17 protein-coding genes and 1 riboswitch are annotated in these 15,497 nt (G+C 62.7%); of the genes, 2 read left to right on the forward strand and 15 right to left on the reverse strand.

From position 1 onward, the window contains the following. Positions 1–191: 191 nt before the first annotated feature. The 13 genes from AC1DWG_RS24465 to cobO all read right to left on the reverse strand — a co-directional run bounded on the left by AC1DWG_RS24465 (position 192) and on the right by cobO (position 11,690). On the reverse strand, positions 192–758 hold the full coding sequence (locus AC1DWG_RS24465; RefSeq protein WP_477762454.1) for a glutathione peroxidase: 567 nt from the start codon (positions 756–758) through the stop codon (positions 192–194). A gap of 175 nt (positions 759–933) precedes the next feature. Then, a complete protein-coding gene (locus AC1DWG_RS24470) occupies positions 934–2,142 on the reverse strand; it encodes an MFS transporter (protein ID WP_477788448.1) in 1,209 nt (402 codons plus the stop codon). A gap of 52 nt (positions 2,143–2,194) precedes the next feature. Continuing rightward, positions 2,195–2,599, reverse strand: a complete 405-nt coding sequence (locus AC1DWG_RS24475) for a MarR family winged helix-turn-helix transcriptional regulator (protein WP_477788449.1) — start codon at positions 2,597–2,599, stop codon at positions 2,195–2,197. Positions 2,600–2,655: 56 nt separating this feature from the next. Continuing rightward, positions 2,656–3,387 (reverse strand): adenosylcobinamide-GDP ribazoletransferase, encoded by a 732-nt coding sequence (locus AC1DWG_RS24480; RefSeq protein WP_477788450.1) that lies wholly within the window; start codon positions 3,385–3,387, stop codon positions 2,656–2,658. A gap of 2 nt (positions 3,388–3,389) precedes the next feature. Next, positions 3,390–3,965: an alpha-ribazole phosphatase family protein gene (cobC, locus tag AC1DWG_RS24485; RefSeq protein WP_477788451.1), complete on the reverse strand. Its 576-nt coding sequence runs from the start codon at positions 3,963–3,965 to the stop codon at positions 3,390–3,392. Further along, entirely contained in the window at positions 3,962–5,017 is a 1,056-nt protein-coding gene (gene cobT, locus AC1DWG_RS24490) for a nicotinate-nucleotide--dimethylbenzimidazole phosphoribosyltransferase (RefSeq protein ID WP_477788452.1), read from the reverse strand. The genes cobC and cobT overlap by 4 nt, the downstream gene beginning before the upstream one ends. Then, the gene (cobU, locus tag AC1DWG_RS24495; protein ID WP_477762460.1) at positions 5,014–5,535 is read right to left on the reverse strand and encodes a bifunctional adenosylcobinamide kinase/adenosylcobinamide-phosphate guanylyltransferase; all 522 of its coding nucleotides are present in this window, start codon (positions 5,533–5,535) and stop codon (positions 5,014–5,016) included. The genes cobT and cobU overlap by 4 nt, the downstream gene beginning before the upstream one ends. Before the next feature lie 164 nt (positions 5,536–5,699). Then, entirely contained in the window at positions 5,700–7,151 is a 1,452-nt protein-coding gene (locus AC1DWG_RS24500) for a cobyric acid synthase (RefSeq protein WP_477762461.1), read from the reverse strand. Further along, positions 7,148–8,140: a threonine-phosphate decarboxylase CobD gene (gene cobD / locus AC1DWG_RS24505; RefSeq protein ID WP_477762462.1), complete on the reverse strand. Its 993-nt coding sequence runs from the start codon at positions 8,138–8,140 to the stop codon at positions 7,148–7,150. Before cobD ends, AC1DWG_RS24500 begins: the two co-directional genes overlap by 4 nt. Beyond that, complete coding sequence (gene cbiB / locus AC1DWG_RS24510; RefSeq protein ID WP_414873660.1) at positions 8,133–9,041, reverse strand: adenosylcobinamide-phosphate synthase CbiB; 909 nt, start codon at positions 9,039–9,041, stop codon at positions 8,133–8,135. Before cbiB ends, cobD begins: the two co-directional genes overlap by 8 nt. After that, positions 9,038–9,688: a 5,6-dimethylbenzimidazole synthase gene (bluB, locus tag AC1DWG_RS24515; RefSeq protein WP_477762463.1), complete on the reverse strand. Its 651-nt coding sequence runs from the start codon at positions 9,686–9,688 to the stop codon at positions 9,038–9,040. The genes cbiB and bluB overlap by 4 nt, the downstream gene beginning before the upstream one ends. After that, on the reverse strand, positions 9,685–11,082 hold the full coding sequence (locus tag AC1DWG_RS24520; protein WP_477762464.1) for a cobyrinate a,c-diamide synthase: 1,398 nt from the start codon (positions 11,080–11,082) through the stop codon (positions 9,685–9,687). The genes bluB and AC1DWG_RS24520 overlap by 4 nt, the downstream gene beginning before the upstream one ends. After that, positions 11,079–11,690, reverse strand: coding sequence for a cob(I)yrinic acid a,c-diamide adenosyltransferase (gene cobO / locus AC1DWG_RS24525; protein ID WP_477762465.1), 612 nt, complete (start codon positions 11,688–11,690; stop codon positions 11,079–11,081). Before cobO ends, AC1DWG_RS24520 begins: the two co-directional genes overlap by 4 nt. 82 nt (positions 11,691–11,772) lie before the next feature. Beyond that, positions 11,773–12,005: riboswitch (cobalamin riboswitch) on the reverse strand. Between the two features lie 153 nt (positions 12,006–12,158). On the opposite strand from cobO, the gene AC1DWG_RS24530 reads away from it, so the two are divergent. Next, positions 12,159–12,743, forward strand: coding sequence for a hypothetical protein (locus AC1DWG_RS24530; RefSeq protein ID WP_477762466.1), 585 nt, complete (start codon positions 12,159–12,161; stop codon positions 12,741–12,743). Between the two features lie 66 nt (positions 12,744–12,809). Further along, complete coding sequence (locus AC1DWG_RS24535; RefSeq protein WP_477762467.1) at positions 12,810–14,123, forward strand: PQQ-dependent sugar dehydrogenase; 1,314 nt, start codon at positions 12,810–12,812, stop codon at positions 14,121–14,123. 124 nt (positions 14,124–14,247) lie between these two features. On the opposite strand, the gene AC1DWG_RS24540 is transcribed toward AC1DWG_RS24535, so the two are convergent. Together AC1DWG_RS24540 and AC1DWG_RS24545 are read right to left on the reverse strand one after the other, a co-directional pair. After that, positions 14,248–14,910 (reverse strand): class I SAM-dependent methyltransferase, encoded by a 663-nt coding sequence (locus tag AC1DWG_RS24540; protein WP_477762468.1) that lies wholly within the window; start codon positions 14,908–14,910, stop codon positions 14,248–14,250. Between the two features lie 18 nt (positions 14,911–14,928). Next, positions 14,929–15,465 carry a C40 family peptidase gene (locus tag AC1DWG_RS24545; RefSeq protein WP_477762469.1) on the reverse strand — a complete coding sequence of 179 codons (537 nt, stop codon included), beginning with the start codon at positions 15,463–15,465 and terminating at the stop codon, positions 14,929–14,931. Between the last annotated feature and the right edge of the window lie 32 nt (positions 15,466–15,497).

Raw genomic sequence — 15,497 nt, forward strand, 5'->3', positions numbered from 1 at the left:
ATTCCCGGCGAGCCTGAACCGCTCGCCATCGGAATCAAAAAAGCCCCGCTCTCCTCACGGAGGCGGGGCTTTTCATTTGCAGGAGCAGCCGGTCGACGCTCGAATGCTCGCGATGGACGCGAACGATGACGCGTGCTTTCAGGATGTACGAGACGCCTTGAGGTTTTCGCGAGCAAGCTCGCTCCTGCAGGTCAGGGGGTCGAAACGAGCGGCGGTGAAGCCAGGGCTTTTTCCACCGCGGCGATGAACTCGGGATCATCCGGCCTGGTCAGGCTGGAGAAACTGGCGATCACCTTGCCCTGGCGATCCACCACATACTTGTAGAAATTCCACTTCGGCGCGCTGGTTTGACGGGCGAGGACTTGGAACAAGTGCGTCGCATCGTCGCCACGAACCTTTTGCGGTTCGGTCATGGTGAAGGTCACGCCATAGTTGACGTAGCAGACCTTGGCGGTTTCGGCACCGTCCCTGGACTCCTGTTTGAAGTCATTGGACGGAACGCCAATCACCTCCAGCCCTTGCCCCTTGAAGCGCTGGTTCAGCGCCTCAAGGCCTTTGAACTGCGGAGCAAAGCCACAGAAGCTTGCGGTATTGACCACCACCAACGGTTTACCGGCGAAGCGCTGGCACAAATCGATGGATTCCTTGGCACGCAACTTGGGCAACGAGCCTTGCAAAAGATCCGGGCAACCTGCCGCGTGAGCCAACCCGGTAAACGCGACCAGTAACGCGGGAACTGCCAGGCAGCGCATCAGCATGTCGGGACACCCTTGAGAATTCGTCAGGATTCGACGTTACTCGCCCCGCCATCCCGCTAGCAAGTCCCCATGCCCAACTGCAAAAGCGCCAGCCCGCCCTGATGCCAGCCCCACCATGTCAGGGCAAGCAGCAAGGCGCAGACAGCGCAAATCGTGATACGAGGCCAGAGACTGTTCATATCGCACTCATTTGTGTTTGCAGGCGCGCCACCGGCCGTTCACGCACCGGCCAGTTCAGGGCGGCGGCCAACAGGCTCAAGAGAATCGCGACCTGCCAGATCAAGTCATAGCTGCCGGTACGGTCGTACACCACGCCACCCAACCAGCCGCCCAGGAACGAACCGAGCTGGTGAAACAGGAAAACAATCCCGCCGAGCATGGACAGGTTTCGCACACCAAACAAGGTCGCCACGGTGCCGTTGGTCAACGGCACCGTCGACAGCCACAAAAAGCCCATGGCCATGCCGAATAGGTAGGCCGTGGTGGTTGTCACCGGCGCCCACAGGAACAACGCAATGACCACCGCCCGCAGCAAGTACAAACCGGTGAGCAACCGCGGCTTGGACATGCGCCCGCCGAGCCATCCAGCGGTATAGGTGCCGAATATGTTGAACAGGCCGATCAGCGCCAGCACCGTGGTGCCGACCGTCGCCGGAAGATGTTGATCCACCAGATAGGCCGGCAAGTGCACACCGATGAACACCACCTGGAATCCGCACACAAAAAAGCCGAACGCCAGCAGCCAGAATCCGGAGTGGGAGCAGGCTTCGCGCAGCGCTTCGCCAAGGGTTTGTTCGTGCCCCAGGACAGGCAGCGGCTTGTCCTTGAGCATGCTCACCAGCGGCACGATCAGCGCCACCAGCAAGCCCAGCACCAGCAGTGCCGCGGACCAGCCAAGCCATCCGATCAAACCGAGGGTGCCGGGCAACATCGCGAACTGGCCGAACGAACCGGCAGCACTGGCGATCCCCATGCCCATGCTGCGTTTTTCCGGTGGCACCGCGCGGCCGACTACACCCAGAATCACCGAGAACGACGTACCGGACAGTCCGATGCCGATCAGCAGGCCGGCACTCAGCGACAGGGTCACCGCCGAGTCGGAGAGCCCCATGCACATCAGACCCGCTGCGTACAGGACGCCACCGATCAGCACCACTTTCGCTGCGCCGAAGCGGTCGGCCAGCGCGCCGGTGAATGGCTGGGCAAGGCCCCAGATCAGGTTCTGCAGGGCGATGGCGAAGGCAAAGACTTCCCGACCCCAGCCGAACTCGGCGCTCATCGGAGCCAGAAACAGCCCAAAGCCATGTCGAACGCCCAGAGACAACGCAAGGATCAGCGCACTCCCCAACAGAACCCAGCCGCATGTACGCCACATCGATGTCATTGTTGTTCTCCGGTAGCGGGTATATACCCGCTTATAATCGAAAAAACCGGCATCATGCCAGTTCATCCAGCAGCTTCAGTAAGATTTCGCGCTTCTCGGCCCCCAGGCGATCGATCAAACGCTGCTGCGCGGCCTCCCAGGCCGGCAAGGCGGCCTTGAGGCGCTCTGCCCCGGCCTCGGTCAGCAGGACGATGCGGTTGCGCATGTCCTCGCCCTCGACCAGCGTCACCAGGCCATCACCCTCCAGCACCCGCAAGTTGCGCCCCAAGGTGCTGCGATCCAGCCCCATGGCCTCGGCCAGGGTTGAGATGCTCGGCTGATCCAGGCGTTGCAGGTTGCACAGCAAAGAATACTGCGCAACGTTGATCCCGAAGCCGTCGAGAGCGCCGTCATAATGCCTGCTGACGCCACGGGCGGCGCGACGCAGGTTGATGCATAAACATTGGGAATCGAGCATGGTGCGTGTATATACCCGCGAATCGGTTAAATCAAGTTACAGAACCGGAGTAACAGTCAGAACAGCGCCAAGCCTACCAGCACTGCAAATTCCAGCAACTCCAGCATCGCACCCGCCGTGTCACCCGTCGTGCCGCCCAGGCGCCGCAGCATCACCTGGCGCAACCAGACAAACCCCAGCGCTGCCAGCACCAGCGCCAGCACACCACTGACGCCGGCAATCAGCACACAAGCCAGTGCGCTGACCGCCAATACCTGCTTGCCCGTCGAACGCGGTAGATGATCGGCCAGCGCCTGACCCAAGCCACCGGCGCGCACATACGGTGTGGTCAGGAACAGGCCGAGCAAGGCGCTGCGCCCTATCAACGGCACGATGATCAATGCCAGCGAATGCGATTGCTCGATCAACGCCAGCAGCGCGGTGAACTTGAGCAACAACACCAGCACCAACGTCACCACCGCGATCGGCCCGCTGCGCGGGTCTTTCATGATGGTCAGCGTACGCTCACGGTCGCCAAAACCGCCGAGCCAGGCATCGGCGCTGTCCGCCAGGCCATCCAGATGCAACCCTCCACTGAGCAGCACCCAAACGCTCAGCAACAGCGCCGCGTGCAGCAACGTCGGCGTGCCCAGCAGCAGCCAGTTGAATACCCACAAAATCGCGCCAAACAGTAATCCCACCAGCGGATAAAACAGCAGCGACCGCCCCAGATCCCGGGGCTCAGGCATGCCGGGCAGGCGAATCGGCAGGCTGCTGAGAAATTGCAGGGCTATCCAGAATGGCAGCATGGTCAGAGCACTTCCTTCAACACGCCGACGGACTCCAGCGTCAGCGAAAACAGTGCGCCATGCCCGACCTCAACGTTGAGCAGTTGCTCTCGCGGCAGCCCCCGGGCTTTTGCCAGCAACAGGCGCATCACTCCACCGTGGCTGATCAGTAAAATGCGCTCACCGGCACAGGTCGCGTGCAAACGCTCCAGCGCTGCCAGCACCCGCGCCGAAAAATCTGCTACCGGTTCACCCTGAGGCGGCGTGAACAAATATGGATCGGCCCAGAACAAACCCAGAGCCTGCGCGTCGGTTTCCATCAACGCCGCCGCGCTCTGCCCTTCCCAGGCGCCGAAATGCAACTCTTGCAGGTCTTTATCCAGGTGCACCGGCACACCCGATTGCGCACCGAGTTCCTCGGCAAACCGCGCACAACGTTGCAAGGGTGAACTGACCAGCCGATCCCATGGCCCTTGCCCGACCACCGCGGCGCGCATCTGCGCCCAGCCCGTATCGGTCAATGCATCATCGATACTGCCGCGCAGGCCGCCGCCGAGTTCGGTTTCACCGTGCCGCAACAGATCCACGCGCAAGGTCATGCCGGACGATCTGCCACGGCGGCTTCGGCGAAGGTCGCCATCTGCCCGTGCAGGTCGCACGCCAGGCGCAGCAGCGGCACAGCCAATGCCGCGCCACTGCCTTCACCCAGACGCAGGCCGAGATCGAGCAAGGGTTGCGCCTTCAGGGTTTCCAGCACATGACGATGCCCCGGCTCGGCGCCGCGATGGCCGAACAACAGCCACTGACGGCAATCAGGATTCAAGCGCACCGCAACCAGCGCCGCGACACTGCAAATAAAGCCGTCCACCAGCACCGCGACACCCTCCTGAGCACAGGCGAGATAGGCACCGACCAGCGCGGCGATCTCAAAACCGCCGAGGTTGAACAGGGTCTGCAAGGCATCGCCACGCTGCGCACCATGCAATGCCAAGGCGCGTTCGATCACTTGGGCTTTGTGGCTGACACCTTCTGCGTTGAGCCCGGTGCCTGGCCCGGTCAAATGGCCCACCGGGCAATCGAGCAGCGCACACGCCAGGGCGCTGGCGGCGGTGGTGTTGCCGATGCCCATTTCGCCACCGATAAACAACTGCGCACCGGTGGACATTGCCCGCTGCACGCTGTCACGACCGGCCTGCAAGGCGAGTTTCCCCTGGGCCTGGGTCATGGCCGGCCCCTGGACAAAATTCGCCGTGCCTGGGCCGACATTCAGGTGCCGCACGCCCGGCAGGTTCAGCGACGGCGTCACCGTGCCGAGGTCCACCACCTCAAGGGAAGCGCCCAACTGCCGCGCCAGTACACTGATCGCCGCACCACCGCTGACGAAGTTGAGCAGCATCTGCCCGGTCACTTCCTGGGGAAACGCCGACACCCCCTCAGCGACCACACCATGGTCGCCGGCAAAAATCGCAATCCACACCTGCTCCAGACTCGGCTTGACCCGCCCCTGCAATCCCGCCAGTTGCACCGCCACCGCTTCCAGCTGGCCGAGGGAGCCGGCCGGTTTGGTCAGTTGCTGTTGCCGCGCCTGGGCCTGTTCGACCGCTTGGGTATCGACCGGCTTGCACGGGTTCAGCCACCAGGATTGAGTCATAACGCAGTTCCTTTCAGAGTCAGAGGCAGGCCGGCGACGGTCAGGACGACACGCTGACAACGCTCAGCCAGAGCTTGATGCAGCCAACCGGCTGCATCGACATAGCGGCGAGTCAATTCGCCCAGCGGCACGACACCCATTCCGGTCTCGTTGCTGACAAAAATGATTTCACCCGGCAACAACGCCAGGCAGTCCAGCAAGGCATCACGCTCGGCTTGCAAGCGCTCGGCATCGTCGAGCATCAGCAGGTTGGTCAGCCACAGGGTCAGGCAATCCACCAGCAGGCAGCGGTCGGCGCGGGCGGATTCGCGCAGCACCCGGGCCAGCTCCACCGGCTCTTCGATCAATGCCCATTCGGCAGGACGACGGGCGCGATGATGGGCCACCCGCTCGCTCATTTCTCCATCGAGTGGCTGGCTGGTGGCGATGTATGTGACGGCCAGAGCGCTGTCGATGGCGAGTTTTTCAGCCAGACGACTCTTGCCGGAGCGGGCACCGCCGAGGATCAGTTGGAGCATGGTTGTTTCCTTGAAATCTTCGGTGAGGCGACTGGCCCCTTCGCGGGCAAGCCCGCTCCTACAGTTGACCTGCGTCGATCATAAATATTGGGTACACCTCATAACCCTGTAGGAGCGGCGATGCGGCGGTCCGACTTGCCCGCGAAGGGGCCATGACAGTCACCTCATACCCCACAGAGTTTCCGCAACAGCCCGGTATCCAAATGCTTCTCCACCAGATCCGCCAGCCGCTCGATATCACGTTCGCGCAAGCCGTGGTAATCCACGTCCTGCACCTCCTGCAAACCCGCCCAGCGCAGCAGCGCACTGCACGCCGCCGGCGATTCGAACAGCCCGTGCAGGTAGGTGCCGAAAATCTGCCCGTCAGCACTTTGCGCACCATCACAGCGGCCGTCATCCAGATGCACGGCGGCATGTTCCAGGGCCGGTCCGGTGGTCACGCCAGCATGAATTTCATAACCCGCAACGGGCGCATCTTCCAGCGCCAGGCGACCACGCACATTGCGCAACTGCTTCTCTTGTTCGAGCAGAGTCTGGAACGCCAGCAGCCCCAAACCGGCACTGGAACCCGGCGCACCTTCGAGACCCAGCGGGTCATGCACTTGCTCACCGAGCATTTGCAGGCCGCCACAAATTCCCAGCAGTTTCCCGCCGTAACGCAGATGCCGGGCGATGGCGGTGTCCCAGCCGTTGGCCCGCAGGTACGCGAGGTCGCTGCGCACACTTTTCGAGCCAGGAAGAATGATCAGGTCGGCAGGCGGAATCGCCTGGCCGGGGCCAATGAATTGCAGGTCCACTTGCGGATGCAGGCGCAGCGGATCGAAATCGGTGTGATTGCTGATGCGCGGCAGCACCGGCACCACCACCTTCAGCACCTGCTCGGCTTTGTCGGTCTGGCGTTGATCGATGCCGTCCTCGGCCTCCAGGTGCAGGTCCATCACGTACGGCAGCACGCCGATCACCGGTTTGCCGGTGCGCTCTTCGAGCCAGTCGAGACCGGGTTGCAGCAACGCGATGTCGCCACGAAAACGATTGATCACGAAGCCTTTGACCCGCGCCTGTTCGCTCGGCGACAGCAGTTCGAGGGTGCCTACCAGGTGGGCGAAAACCCCGCCGCGATTGATATCGGCGATCAGCAGCACCGGGCAATCCACCGCTTCGGCGAAACCCATGTTGGCGATGTCGCCGGCCCGCAGATTGATTTCCGCCGGCGAGCCCGCGCCCTCGACCATCACCAGCGGATACGCCGCGCTCAAGCGCTCGTGGGAGGCCAGCACCGCTTGCATGGCGATGGTTTTGTAGTCGTGATAGGCGACGGCATTCATGGTCGTGACAGCGCGGCCATGGATAATCACCTGGGCACCGGTGTCACTGTTGGGCTTGAGCAACACCGGGTTCATGTCGGTGTGCGGTTCAAGGTGCGCGGCCTGGGCCTGTACCGCCTGGGCGCGGCCGATCTCGCCACCGTCGGCGGTCACCGCACTGTTGAGTGCCATGTTCTGCGGCTTGAACGGCACCACCCTTATGCCCTGACGTGTGACCCAACGGCACAGCGCGGTTACCAGCGTGCTTTTACCGGCGTCCGATGTAGTGCCCTGCACCATCAGCGTGGTCATTGGTTTTCCTTGGCGAAATCGTCGAACGCCCGCGCCAGTCGTACCCAGGCGATTTCGTCACCGGGCAAGCCGAATCGCAGGCTGCTGTTGTGCGTGAACAATCGCAGGAGAATGCCGCGCCGGGCCATGAACTCATGCAGCTCTTCGGCGCGCTCGGTGATCAGCCACTGGAACAGCGCACAACCGCCCTGAGGCTGGAACCCCTGTTGTTCCAGCAACGACGCAAGGCGCTCGCTGGCCTCATCCGCGCGCACCCGTTGCCGCGTCTGCCCTTCGGTATCGCGCAGGCAGGCCTGACCCACTACCCGGGTTGCCCCGCTCACGGCCCACGGCCCCACTTGTTCAGCCAGCAACTTGAGCAACTTGCGCTCGGCCAGCACAAACCCCAGGCGCACTCCGGCCAGGCCGAAAAACTTCCCGAAGGAGCGCAGGACGATCAACCCGACTTGATGGGCATACGGAGCCAGGCTCAGATGCGGCGTGTTATCCATGAACGCTTCGTCCACCACCAGCCAGCCACCGCGCTGGGCCAGCCGCGCGTGCCAGTCGAGGAGGCGACTGGGCGTCAGGCTCAAGCCTGTGGGGTTATTCGGATTGACCACCACCAGCACATCGAAACTGTCGATAAAGAAGTCGACTTCGTGCACCAGCACTTCACGCACGATGTAGCCGTTACGACGCCACGCTTCAGCGTGCTCGGCATAACACGGCGACAGCACGCCGACCTTGCCCGCCCGACGCAATCGCGGCAGCAGCTGGATTGCCATTTGCGAGCCGGCCACCGGCAAAGCCTGCAAGGTGCCGTAGTAATCACAGGCGGCTTGCTCCAGACCATCGTCCGCTTCCGGCAAACGGGCCCAGGCCCGCAGCGGAATATCCGGCACAGGAAACGGCCAGGGCGCAAGGCCCGTGGACAGATCCAGCCAGTCGGCTTCATCTATGCCGTATTCGAGCGCCGCCTTGCGCAATCGCCCCCCGTGTTCAAGCATAAAATTCGGCCCCCAGGCAGAGAATCAGCAGCCATAACCATACCCCGCGCTGGACCAATTGCCAGCCCCGGTCAATGGAGTCGGCATCCGCCGGCACGCCTTCGCCCAACTGCGGACGCTGATGCAGTTCGCCATGATAAATCGCCGCCCCGCCCAACTCGACGCCAAGGGCGCCCGCCCCTGCCGCCATCACCGGGCCGGCGTTCGGGCTGTCCCAGGTCGGGCCCTGGGTGCGCCAGCATTTCAACGCCAGCCGGGTTTTGCCCAGCAGCGCGTAAGTCAGTGCCACCAGGCGCGCAGGAATGTAATTGAGCACGTCGTCGACCTTCGCCGCCGCCCAGCCGAACCGTTCGAAGCGCTCATTGCGATAACCCCACATCGCATCCAGCGTATTGCTCAGGCGATAGAGCACCACGCCCGGCGCACCCGCCACGGCAAACCAGAACAACGCCGCGAACACTGCGTCGCTGCCGTTTTCCAGTACCGACTCGGTAGCGGCACGGGCGACTTCGGTTTTATCCAGATCACTGGTTTTACGGCTGACCAGATAACTCACACGTTTGCGCGCTTCATCAAGATCATCGCCGCGCAATGCCTTGGCCACAGGCGTGACGTGCTCACCGAGGCTGCGCATGCCGAGGGCGCAATAGAGCGCGAGAATCTCGATGATCCAGCCGACATAAGGCGCCCAGGACAATGCCGTGACCAACAGCGTCAGCGGCAACACGGCGATCACCCACGCGGTGACGCCATGACTGCGCCAGCCGCGACCGCCGCCATTGAAGCGTTGCTCGATGCGGTCGGCAAAACGGCCGAACGCCACCAGCGGATGCCAGCGTTTGGGTTCGCCCAGCAGCGCATCCAGCGCAACCGCAGCGACACTCAACAACGCCACACTCATTGACTCACTCCCCAATAGTTTTCATACAGCAATTCATGTAGCGGACGCGCCTGCGCCCAGCCTTCTAGCACCAGCATCGGTGCCGGATAGAACTCCTTCACCGGCCCAAGGCACAGCACCGCCAGCGGTTTGGCTCCCGGTGGCAGCCTCAACAGGTCCGCCAGTGCCTGTGGTTCGAACAGCGACACCCAGCCCATGCCCAGCCCTTCGGCGCGGGATGCCAGCCACAGGTTCTGGATCGCACAGGACAGCGAGGCCATGTCCATTTCCGGCAAGGTGCGGCGGCCGAAGATATGCTGCTCGCGGTCGTCCATCAGTGCGGCGACCAGTACCTCGGCGCAATCGTTGATGCCTTCCACCTTGAGCTTCATGAACTCGTCGCTGCGCTCGCCGAGGGCTTCGGCGGTGCGGACGCGTTCTTCTTCCACCAAGGCCTGGATTTGTCCGCGCAAGGCACGATCGCTGATGCGGATGAAGCGCCAGGGCTGCATCAGGCCGACACTCGGTGCCTGATGTGCGGCCTCGAGCAGGCGCAGCAGCAATTCGGGCTCGACGGTGCCGCCGCTGAAGTGGCGCATGTCGCGCCGTTCGGCGATGGCGCGATAGACCGCTGCGCGTTCGGCTTCGGAAAATGCGTCGTCCGTCATGGCCGTTTCGCTGGCAAGGCAGCTCCTACAGGGGCTAGCTGATCCATTGTAGGAGCTGGCTTGTCGGATCGCCGCATCGCAGCGAAAGCGGCTTCAAGGTCAGGCGCAAACAATGCGGCAATCGCCGAGGGGTTCGACGGAAAATAAAAGTGCACATAAGAGGCGGTCATCCGCCCTTCACGGTAGACCGCCTCCGCTCCGCGTCCGCCGTTAGGGCTCAAGCCACGGGCAATCGGCGCCAGTTCAGTGGTGGTCAGCGAATGGTGATAGGTGTGCCCGCGCAGCGAACCTTCCGGCAGTTCCACCGCTTGCAACGCCAGCGCGGCCAGACGCTTTTGCATGACCGCATCACCGGCCAGCAAGCCAACCAGTTCGGCGCGAGTGCCCTCGACATCGGTCAGGGAATCGAGCAGATACAGCATGCCGCCACACTCGGCGAGCAACGGTTTGCCTGCCCGGTGGTGGGCACGGATCGCGTCGAGCATCGCGGTGTTTTGCGCCAACCCAACATGGTGCAGTTCCGGGTAACCACCGGGCAGATACAGGCTGTCCGACTCCGGCAACGCACGGTCGCGGATCGGCGAGAAGAACGACAACTCGGCGCCCATCGCCCGCAGCAGATCCAGGCTCGCGCCGTAGGTGAACGCAAAGGCTTCATCGCGGGCGACGGCAATGCGTACACCGGCCAGCAGCGGTTCGGCTGCAATGACATCAGGGGCGGCGAACTCGACCGCCGGCGGCAGCGCAACCTCGCAACTACTGGCCAGTGCATCGGCGGCCGCATCGAGGCGCAGGTCGAGATCGTTCAGCTCACTGGCCTGCACCAGCCCCAGGTGCCGGCTCGGCAATTCGATCCCGGTTTCCCGGGACAGCGCGCCGTACCAGCGCAAACCTTCAGTCAGGCTGCCTTCGAGCAGTTGCGCGTGGCGCAGCGTACCGACACGATTGGCCAGCACCCCGGCGAACGGCAAGTCCGGCTGATAACGCGCCAGCCCCAGGGCCAGGGCGCCAAAGGTCTGGGCCATGGCCGTGCCATCGATCACACCCAGCACCGGCACACCGAAATGCCGCGCCAGATCGGCGCTCGACGGCGTACCGTCGAACAGCCCCATGACGCCTTCGATCAGGATCAGGTCGGCTTCAGCAGCGGCTTCCCACAGCAGCCGGCGACTTTCTTGCTCACCAACCATCCACATGTCCAGCTGATACACCGGCGCACCGCTGGCGCGCTCGAGGATCATCGGATCGAGAAAGTCGGGGCCGCACTTGAACACGCGGACCTTGCGCCCCTGATTGCGATGCAATCGGGCCAGCGCCGCGGTGACGGTGGTCTTGCCCTGGCCGGAAGCCGGCGCGGCAATCAGTACCGCCGGACAGAGTCGAGGCTGACTCACAATTCGACGCCTTTCTGCGCTTTGATCCCGGCCTGGAAGGCGTGCTTGATCATGCCCATTTCGGTGACGGTGTCGGCCATCTCGATCATTTCCGGCTTGGCGGCACGCCCGGTGACTACCACGTGTTGCATCGGTGGTCGGGCCTGCAAGTCGCTGAGCACCTGATCGAGATCGAGGTAGCCGTGCTTGAGGGCAATGTTCAGCTCATCCAGCACCACCAGACCGATGGACGGATTGCGCAGCAGTTGCTGCGACACCGCCCAGGCGGCTTCGGCGGCGGCGATGTCGCGCTGACGATCCTGGGTTTCCCAGGTAAAGCCTTCGCCCATCACATGAAAGCGCACCTGCTCGGGAAAGCGCCGGAAGAACAGCTCTTCGCCGGTGCTGTTGCGGCCCTTGATGAACTGCACCACGCCGCACTGCATGCCGTGCCCCATGGCGCGGGCAAGCATGCCGAAGGCCGAACTGCTCTTGCCCTTGCCGTTGCCGGTCAACACCAGCAGCAGGCCGCATTCGTTCGGGGAATTGGCGATGCGCTCGTCGATCACGGCTTTTTTGCGCTGCATGCGCGCCAGGTGGCGTTCGTCACGATCGGGGGTATCAGTCATGGGGGAGCTCTCCGTTGAGGCAGGAATAACGGCGGGCAGGCACAAGAATAGAAGGCAAAAAGCCTGGCATCGCCCACCGTGATGCCGCTGGATGAATCAGGCCGGTCTCCGGGCTCATGAGTGGCGCGAGGCCAGACTGTGCGCCTTCCCGCATCGAATCGACACAGTGGCATCACACACAGTTTTCACTCATTTACCGTTGCGGGGGCAGCGCCGGAATTGCGGGCCTTCGACCAACAGAAGGACTCACTCACCGGCTTCCCTGTTTCACTCTGTCGACCCAAGCCACAGAGCACCTGAAACAAGCCGCGAAGGTTAGAGGGTTGGGGGTGGAGCGTCAATTAAAGCCGGGAGGCGATCGACCGAATATCTGCCATCAATCAATAAACTGACGTCAATCTTGTGCCACGCCCAAAGCAGTGATATCAAAGAGCCACAACCCCACAACACAATAACAAGGGTGAACCCATGCAAGGCATGATCATCAGCAATCCAAAGCTGGAATTCCTGCGCCCGGTGCTCGAGCGCTGGTTCGAATGCATCGACCGCTATAACGCCGTCCGCGGTGATGGCGACACACCGTACTGGCACGACGAAAAGGCCAACCTCGGGCTGCTGTCCGCCGCCGCCTGGATGGCCGAGATGGTCACGCTGCAACAGACGCCCACCCGCAAACAGACCGAAGAAGGCGAACGCAACAGCCGTGCCGACCTGTTCCTCGCCTCGCCCGAAACCCGCGCGTACATCCAGACCAGCCAGCGCTGGCCACGGGTCAACAGCCTCAACCTGACCCAGGCCCTGCTCGACATCACCAGCGATGCAAAGCGACTGAGCCACGCCAGCGACCTGAAAGTCGGCTGCCTGTTCGTTGCCCCGCAAAAAGCCCAGCAAGGCGCAACGCCGGAAGAACTCCAGGACATGGTCGACGACCTGCAAAAGGAACACACCTGCGCCGTTGCCTGGTACTTCCCTTACGCCTATCGCAAGTTGCGCAACGAAGCCGGCAACTATCACCCCGGCATTGCGGTGCTGTTCAAGGAAGCACGTGGCTAAGGGTTGAACCATCGGACGACAACGCATCTCTATGATTAGAACAAGGCATTCATAGGGAACACCAGCATGCGCAAGCCCCCGCTCGTTCTCGTTATCGCACTCTGCGGAGGGCTCGCCGCTTGTGGCGAGACCTCCCGCCTGCAAGTCTCCGACGGCACCGGTCCATCGCCACAATTGCCGGAACCGAACAAAACCCTGATCCCGACCATGAACATCGCCCCGGCCATCGGTTGGCCGCCGGGTGCAAAACCCGTCGCCGCCACGGGCACTCAAGTGGCCGCTTTTGCCGAAGACCTGGATCACCCGCGCTGGCTTTATGTGCTGCCCAATGGCGATGTGCTGGTGGCGGAAACCGCCGCACCACCCAAACCCGAAGACGGCAATGGCATTCGCGGCTGGGTCATGAAGAAAGTCATGGGGCGTGCCGGCTCTACCGTGCCCAGCCCGAACCGCATCACGTTGCTGCGGGACAAGGATCACGATGGCATCGCGGAAACCCGCACGGTGTTTCTGCAAAACCTCAATTCCCCTTTCGGCATGACGCTGGTCGGCAACGACCTGTACGTGGCCGACACTGACAGCCTGCTGCGATTCCATTATGAAAACGGCGATACGCAGATCAAGTCACCAGCCATCAAGGTGATCGACCTGCCGGGCGGCCCGCTGAACCACCACTGGACCAAAAACGTCATCGCCAGCAAGGACGGCAGCAAGCTCTACGTCAGCGTGGGTTCCAACAGCAACGTCGCCGAAAACGGCATGGACAAGGAAGAAGGTCGCGCAGCGATCTGGGAAGTGGACCGTGCCACCGGCCGGCACCGGATCTTCGCCTCCGGCCTGCGCAACCCCAACGGCATGGCCTGGGAACCGCACAGTGGCGCACTGTGGACCGCGGTCAACGAGCGGGATGAAATCGGCGGTGATCTGGTACCGGACTACATCACCTCGGTGAAAGACGGCGCGTTCTATGGCTGGCCGTTCAGTTACTACGGCCAGCATGTCGATGTTCGTGTCGAGCCGCAGAACCCGGACCTGGTGGCCAAGGCCATTGCCCCGGACTACGCCGTCGGCCCGCACACGGCGTCACTGGGCCTGACCTTCGCCGAAAACAGCAAGCTGCCGGCGCCATTCACCCAAGGGGCATTCATCGGTCAGCACGGCTCGTGGAACCGCAAGCCACACAGTGGCTACAAAGTGATTTTCGTGCCGTTCAGCGCAGGCAAACCTGTCGGAAAGCCCATTGAAGTGCTCAGCGGTTTTCTCAACGACAAAGAACAAGCCATGGGCCGCCCGGTGGGCGTGGTGATCGACCGGCAAGGCGATCTGCTGGTGGCCGATGACGTGGGGAACAAGGTGTGGCGGGTTTCGGCTGCCAGGTAACGGGATACATCACCTGTGGGAGCGACGGTGCGGCGATCCGACCTGCTCGCGAATGCGCACGGTCAGTCGACAAATTTGGTGACTGATACACCGCTTTCGCGAGCAGGCTCGCTCCCACAAAGGCTTAGCGTTTGCGACAGAGTGTTAGCCCATCACCCAACGGCAACAACGACAGATCCACCCGCACATCGTCTTTCAACGCTCGGTTGAGCGCCTGGATTGCCCGGGTGTCCGCGCTCTCGGGGCTGGCCTCGAGCACACGCCCGCTCCACAGGGTGTTATCGAACACCGCCAACCCACCGACCCGCAGCAATCCCAGGGCGTGTTCCAGATAAGCCGGGTAGTTGGCCTTGTCGGCATCAATGAACACCAGGTCGTACTGCCCGCCCTGCCCTTGTCGCTCAAGCTCGGCGAGGGTTTCCAGCGCCGGAGCCAGTCGCAGGTCAATCCGCCCGGCGAGCCCCGCCTCTTGCCAGTAGCGCCGTGCGATGGCGTTGTAGTCGCCGGGGATATCACAGCAAATCAGCGAGCCATCAGCCGGCAATGCCGCCGCCATGCACAGGGCACTGTAACCGGTAAAGGTGCCGACTTCGAGCAAGCGCCCGGCCCCCGTCAGTTTCACCAGCAAAGCGAGAAACTGCCCCTGCTCCGGAGCCACCTGCCAACGTGCCATCGGCAGCGCCTGGGTCTCATCGCGCAAGCGCTTGAGCAGTGGCGTTTCGCGCAGGGAGACATCGAGCAGGTATTGGTACAGGGCGTCGTCGAGATTAAGCGTGCGAGCAGTCATGACCGGCAGCTCCGGACGTTACGGGTTGCGCGCCAGGTGTTCAGGCTGCAGAACACGCTTGGCGCTCAGATAAGCTTTTTGCCAATAGGCCTTGGACAAGCTGTCGAGCTTCACGGTGCCGCCAGTGGCTGGTGCGTGGACGAAGCGCCCTTCTCCCACGTAGATGCCGGCATGACTGACCTGGGAACCGCCATTGGTGGCGAAGAAAATCAGGTCACCGGTTTGCAGGCCTTCCTTGCCCACATTCGCCGCTTGCATGGAGATCATCTCGCGAGTGGTGCGCGGCAAGGAAATACCGGCGACATCGCGATACACGTAGCCGATCAGGCCGCTGCAATCAAATCCGGAATCCGGCGTGTTGCCACCCCAGCGATAAGGCGTGCCCACAAGGCCGAGCGCGCGAAACAGCACGTCTTCCGCTTCGGGCGAAAAAGCTTGTGAGGAGCCAAATACGATGGGAGCGCGAACCACCGGCGCAGGTGGCGGTGTACGACTGGCGCAGGCGCTGAGTAGCGCAGCGAAGAACATGATTGCGAGGCGGGCCGACGTCGTCATAAGCAGAGCATCCTGATCTGGCTGCGGCTTTT

It is taken from the genome of Pseudomonas sp. P4_B3 (genome assembly GCF_056402295.1).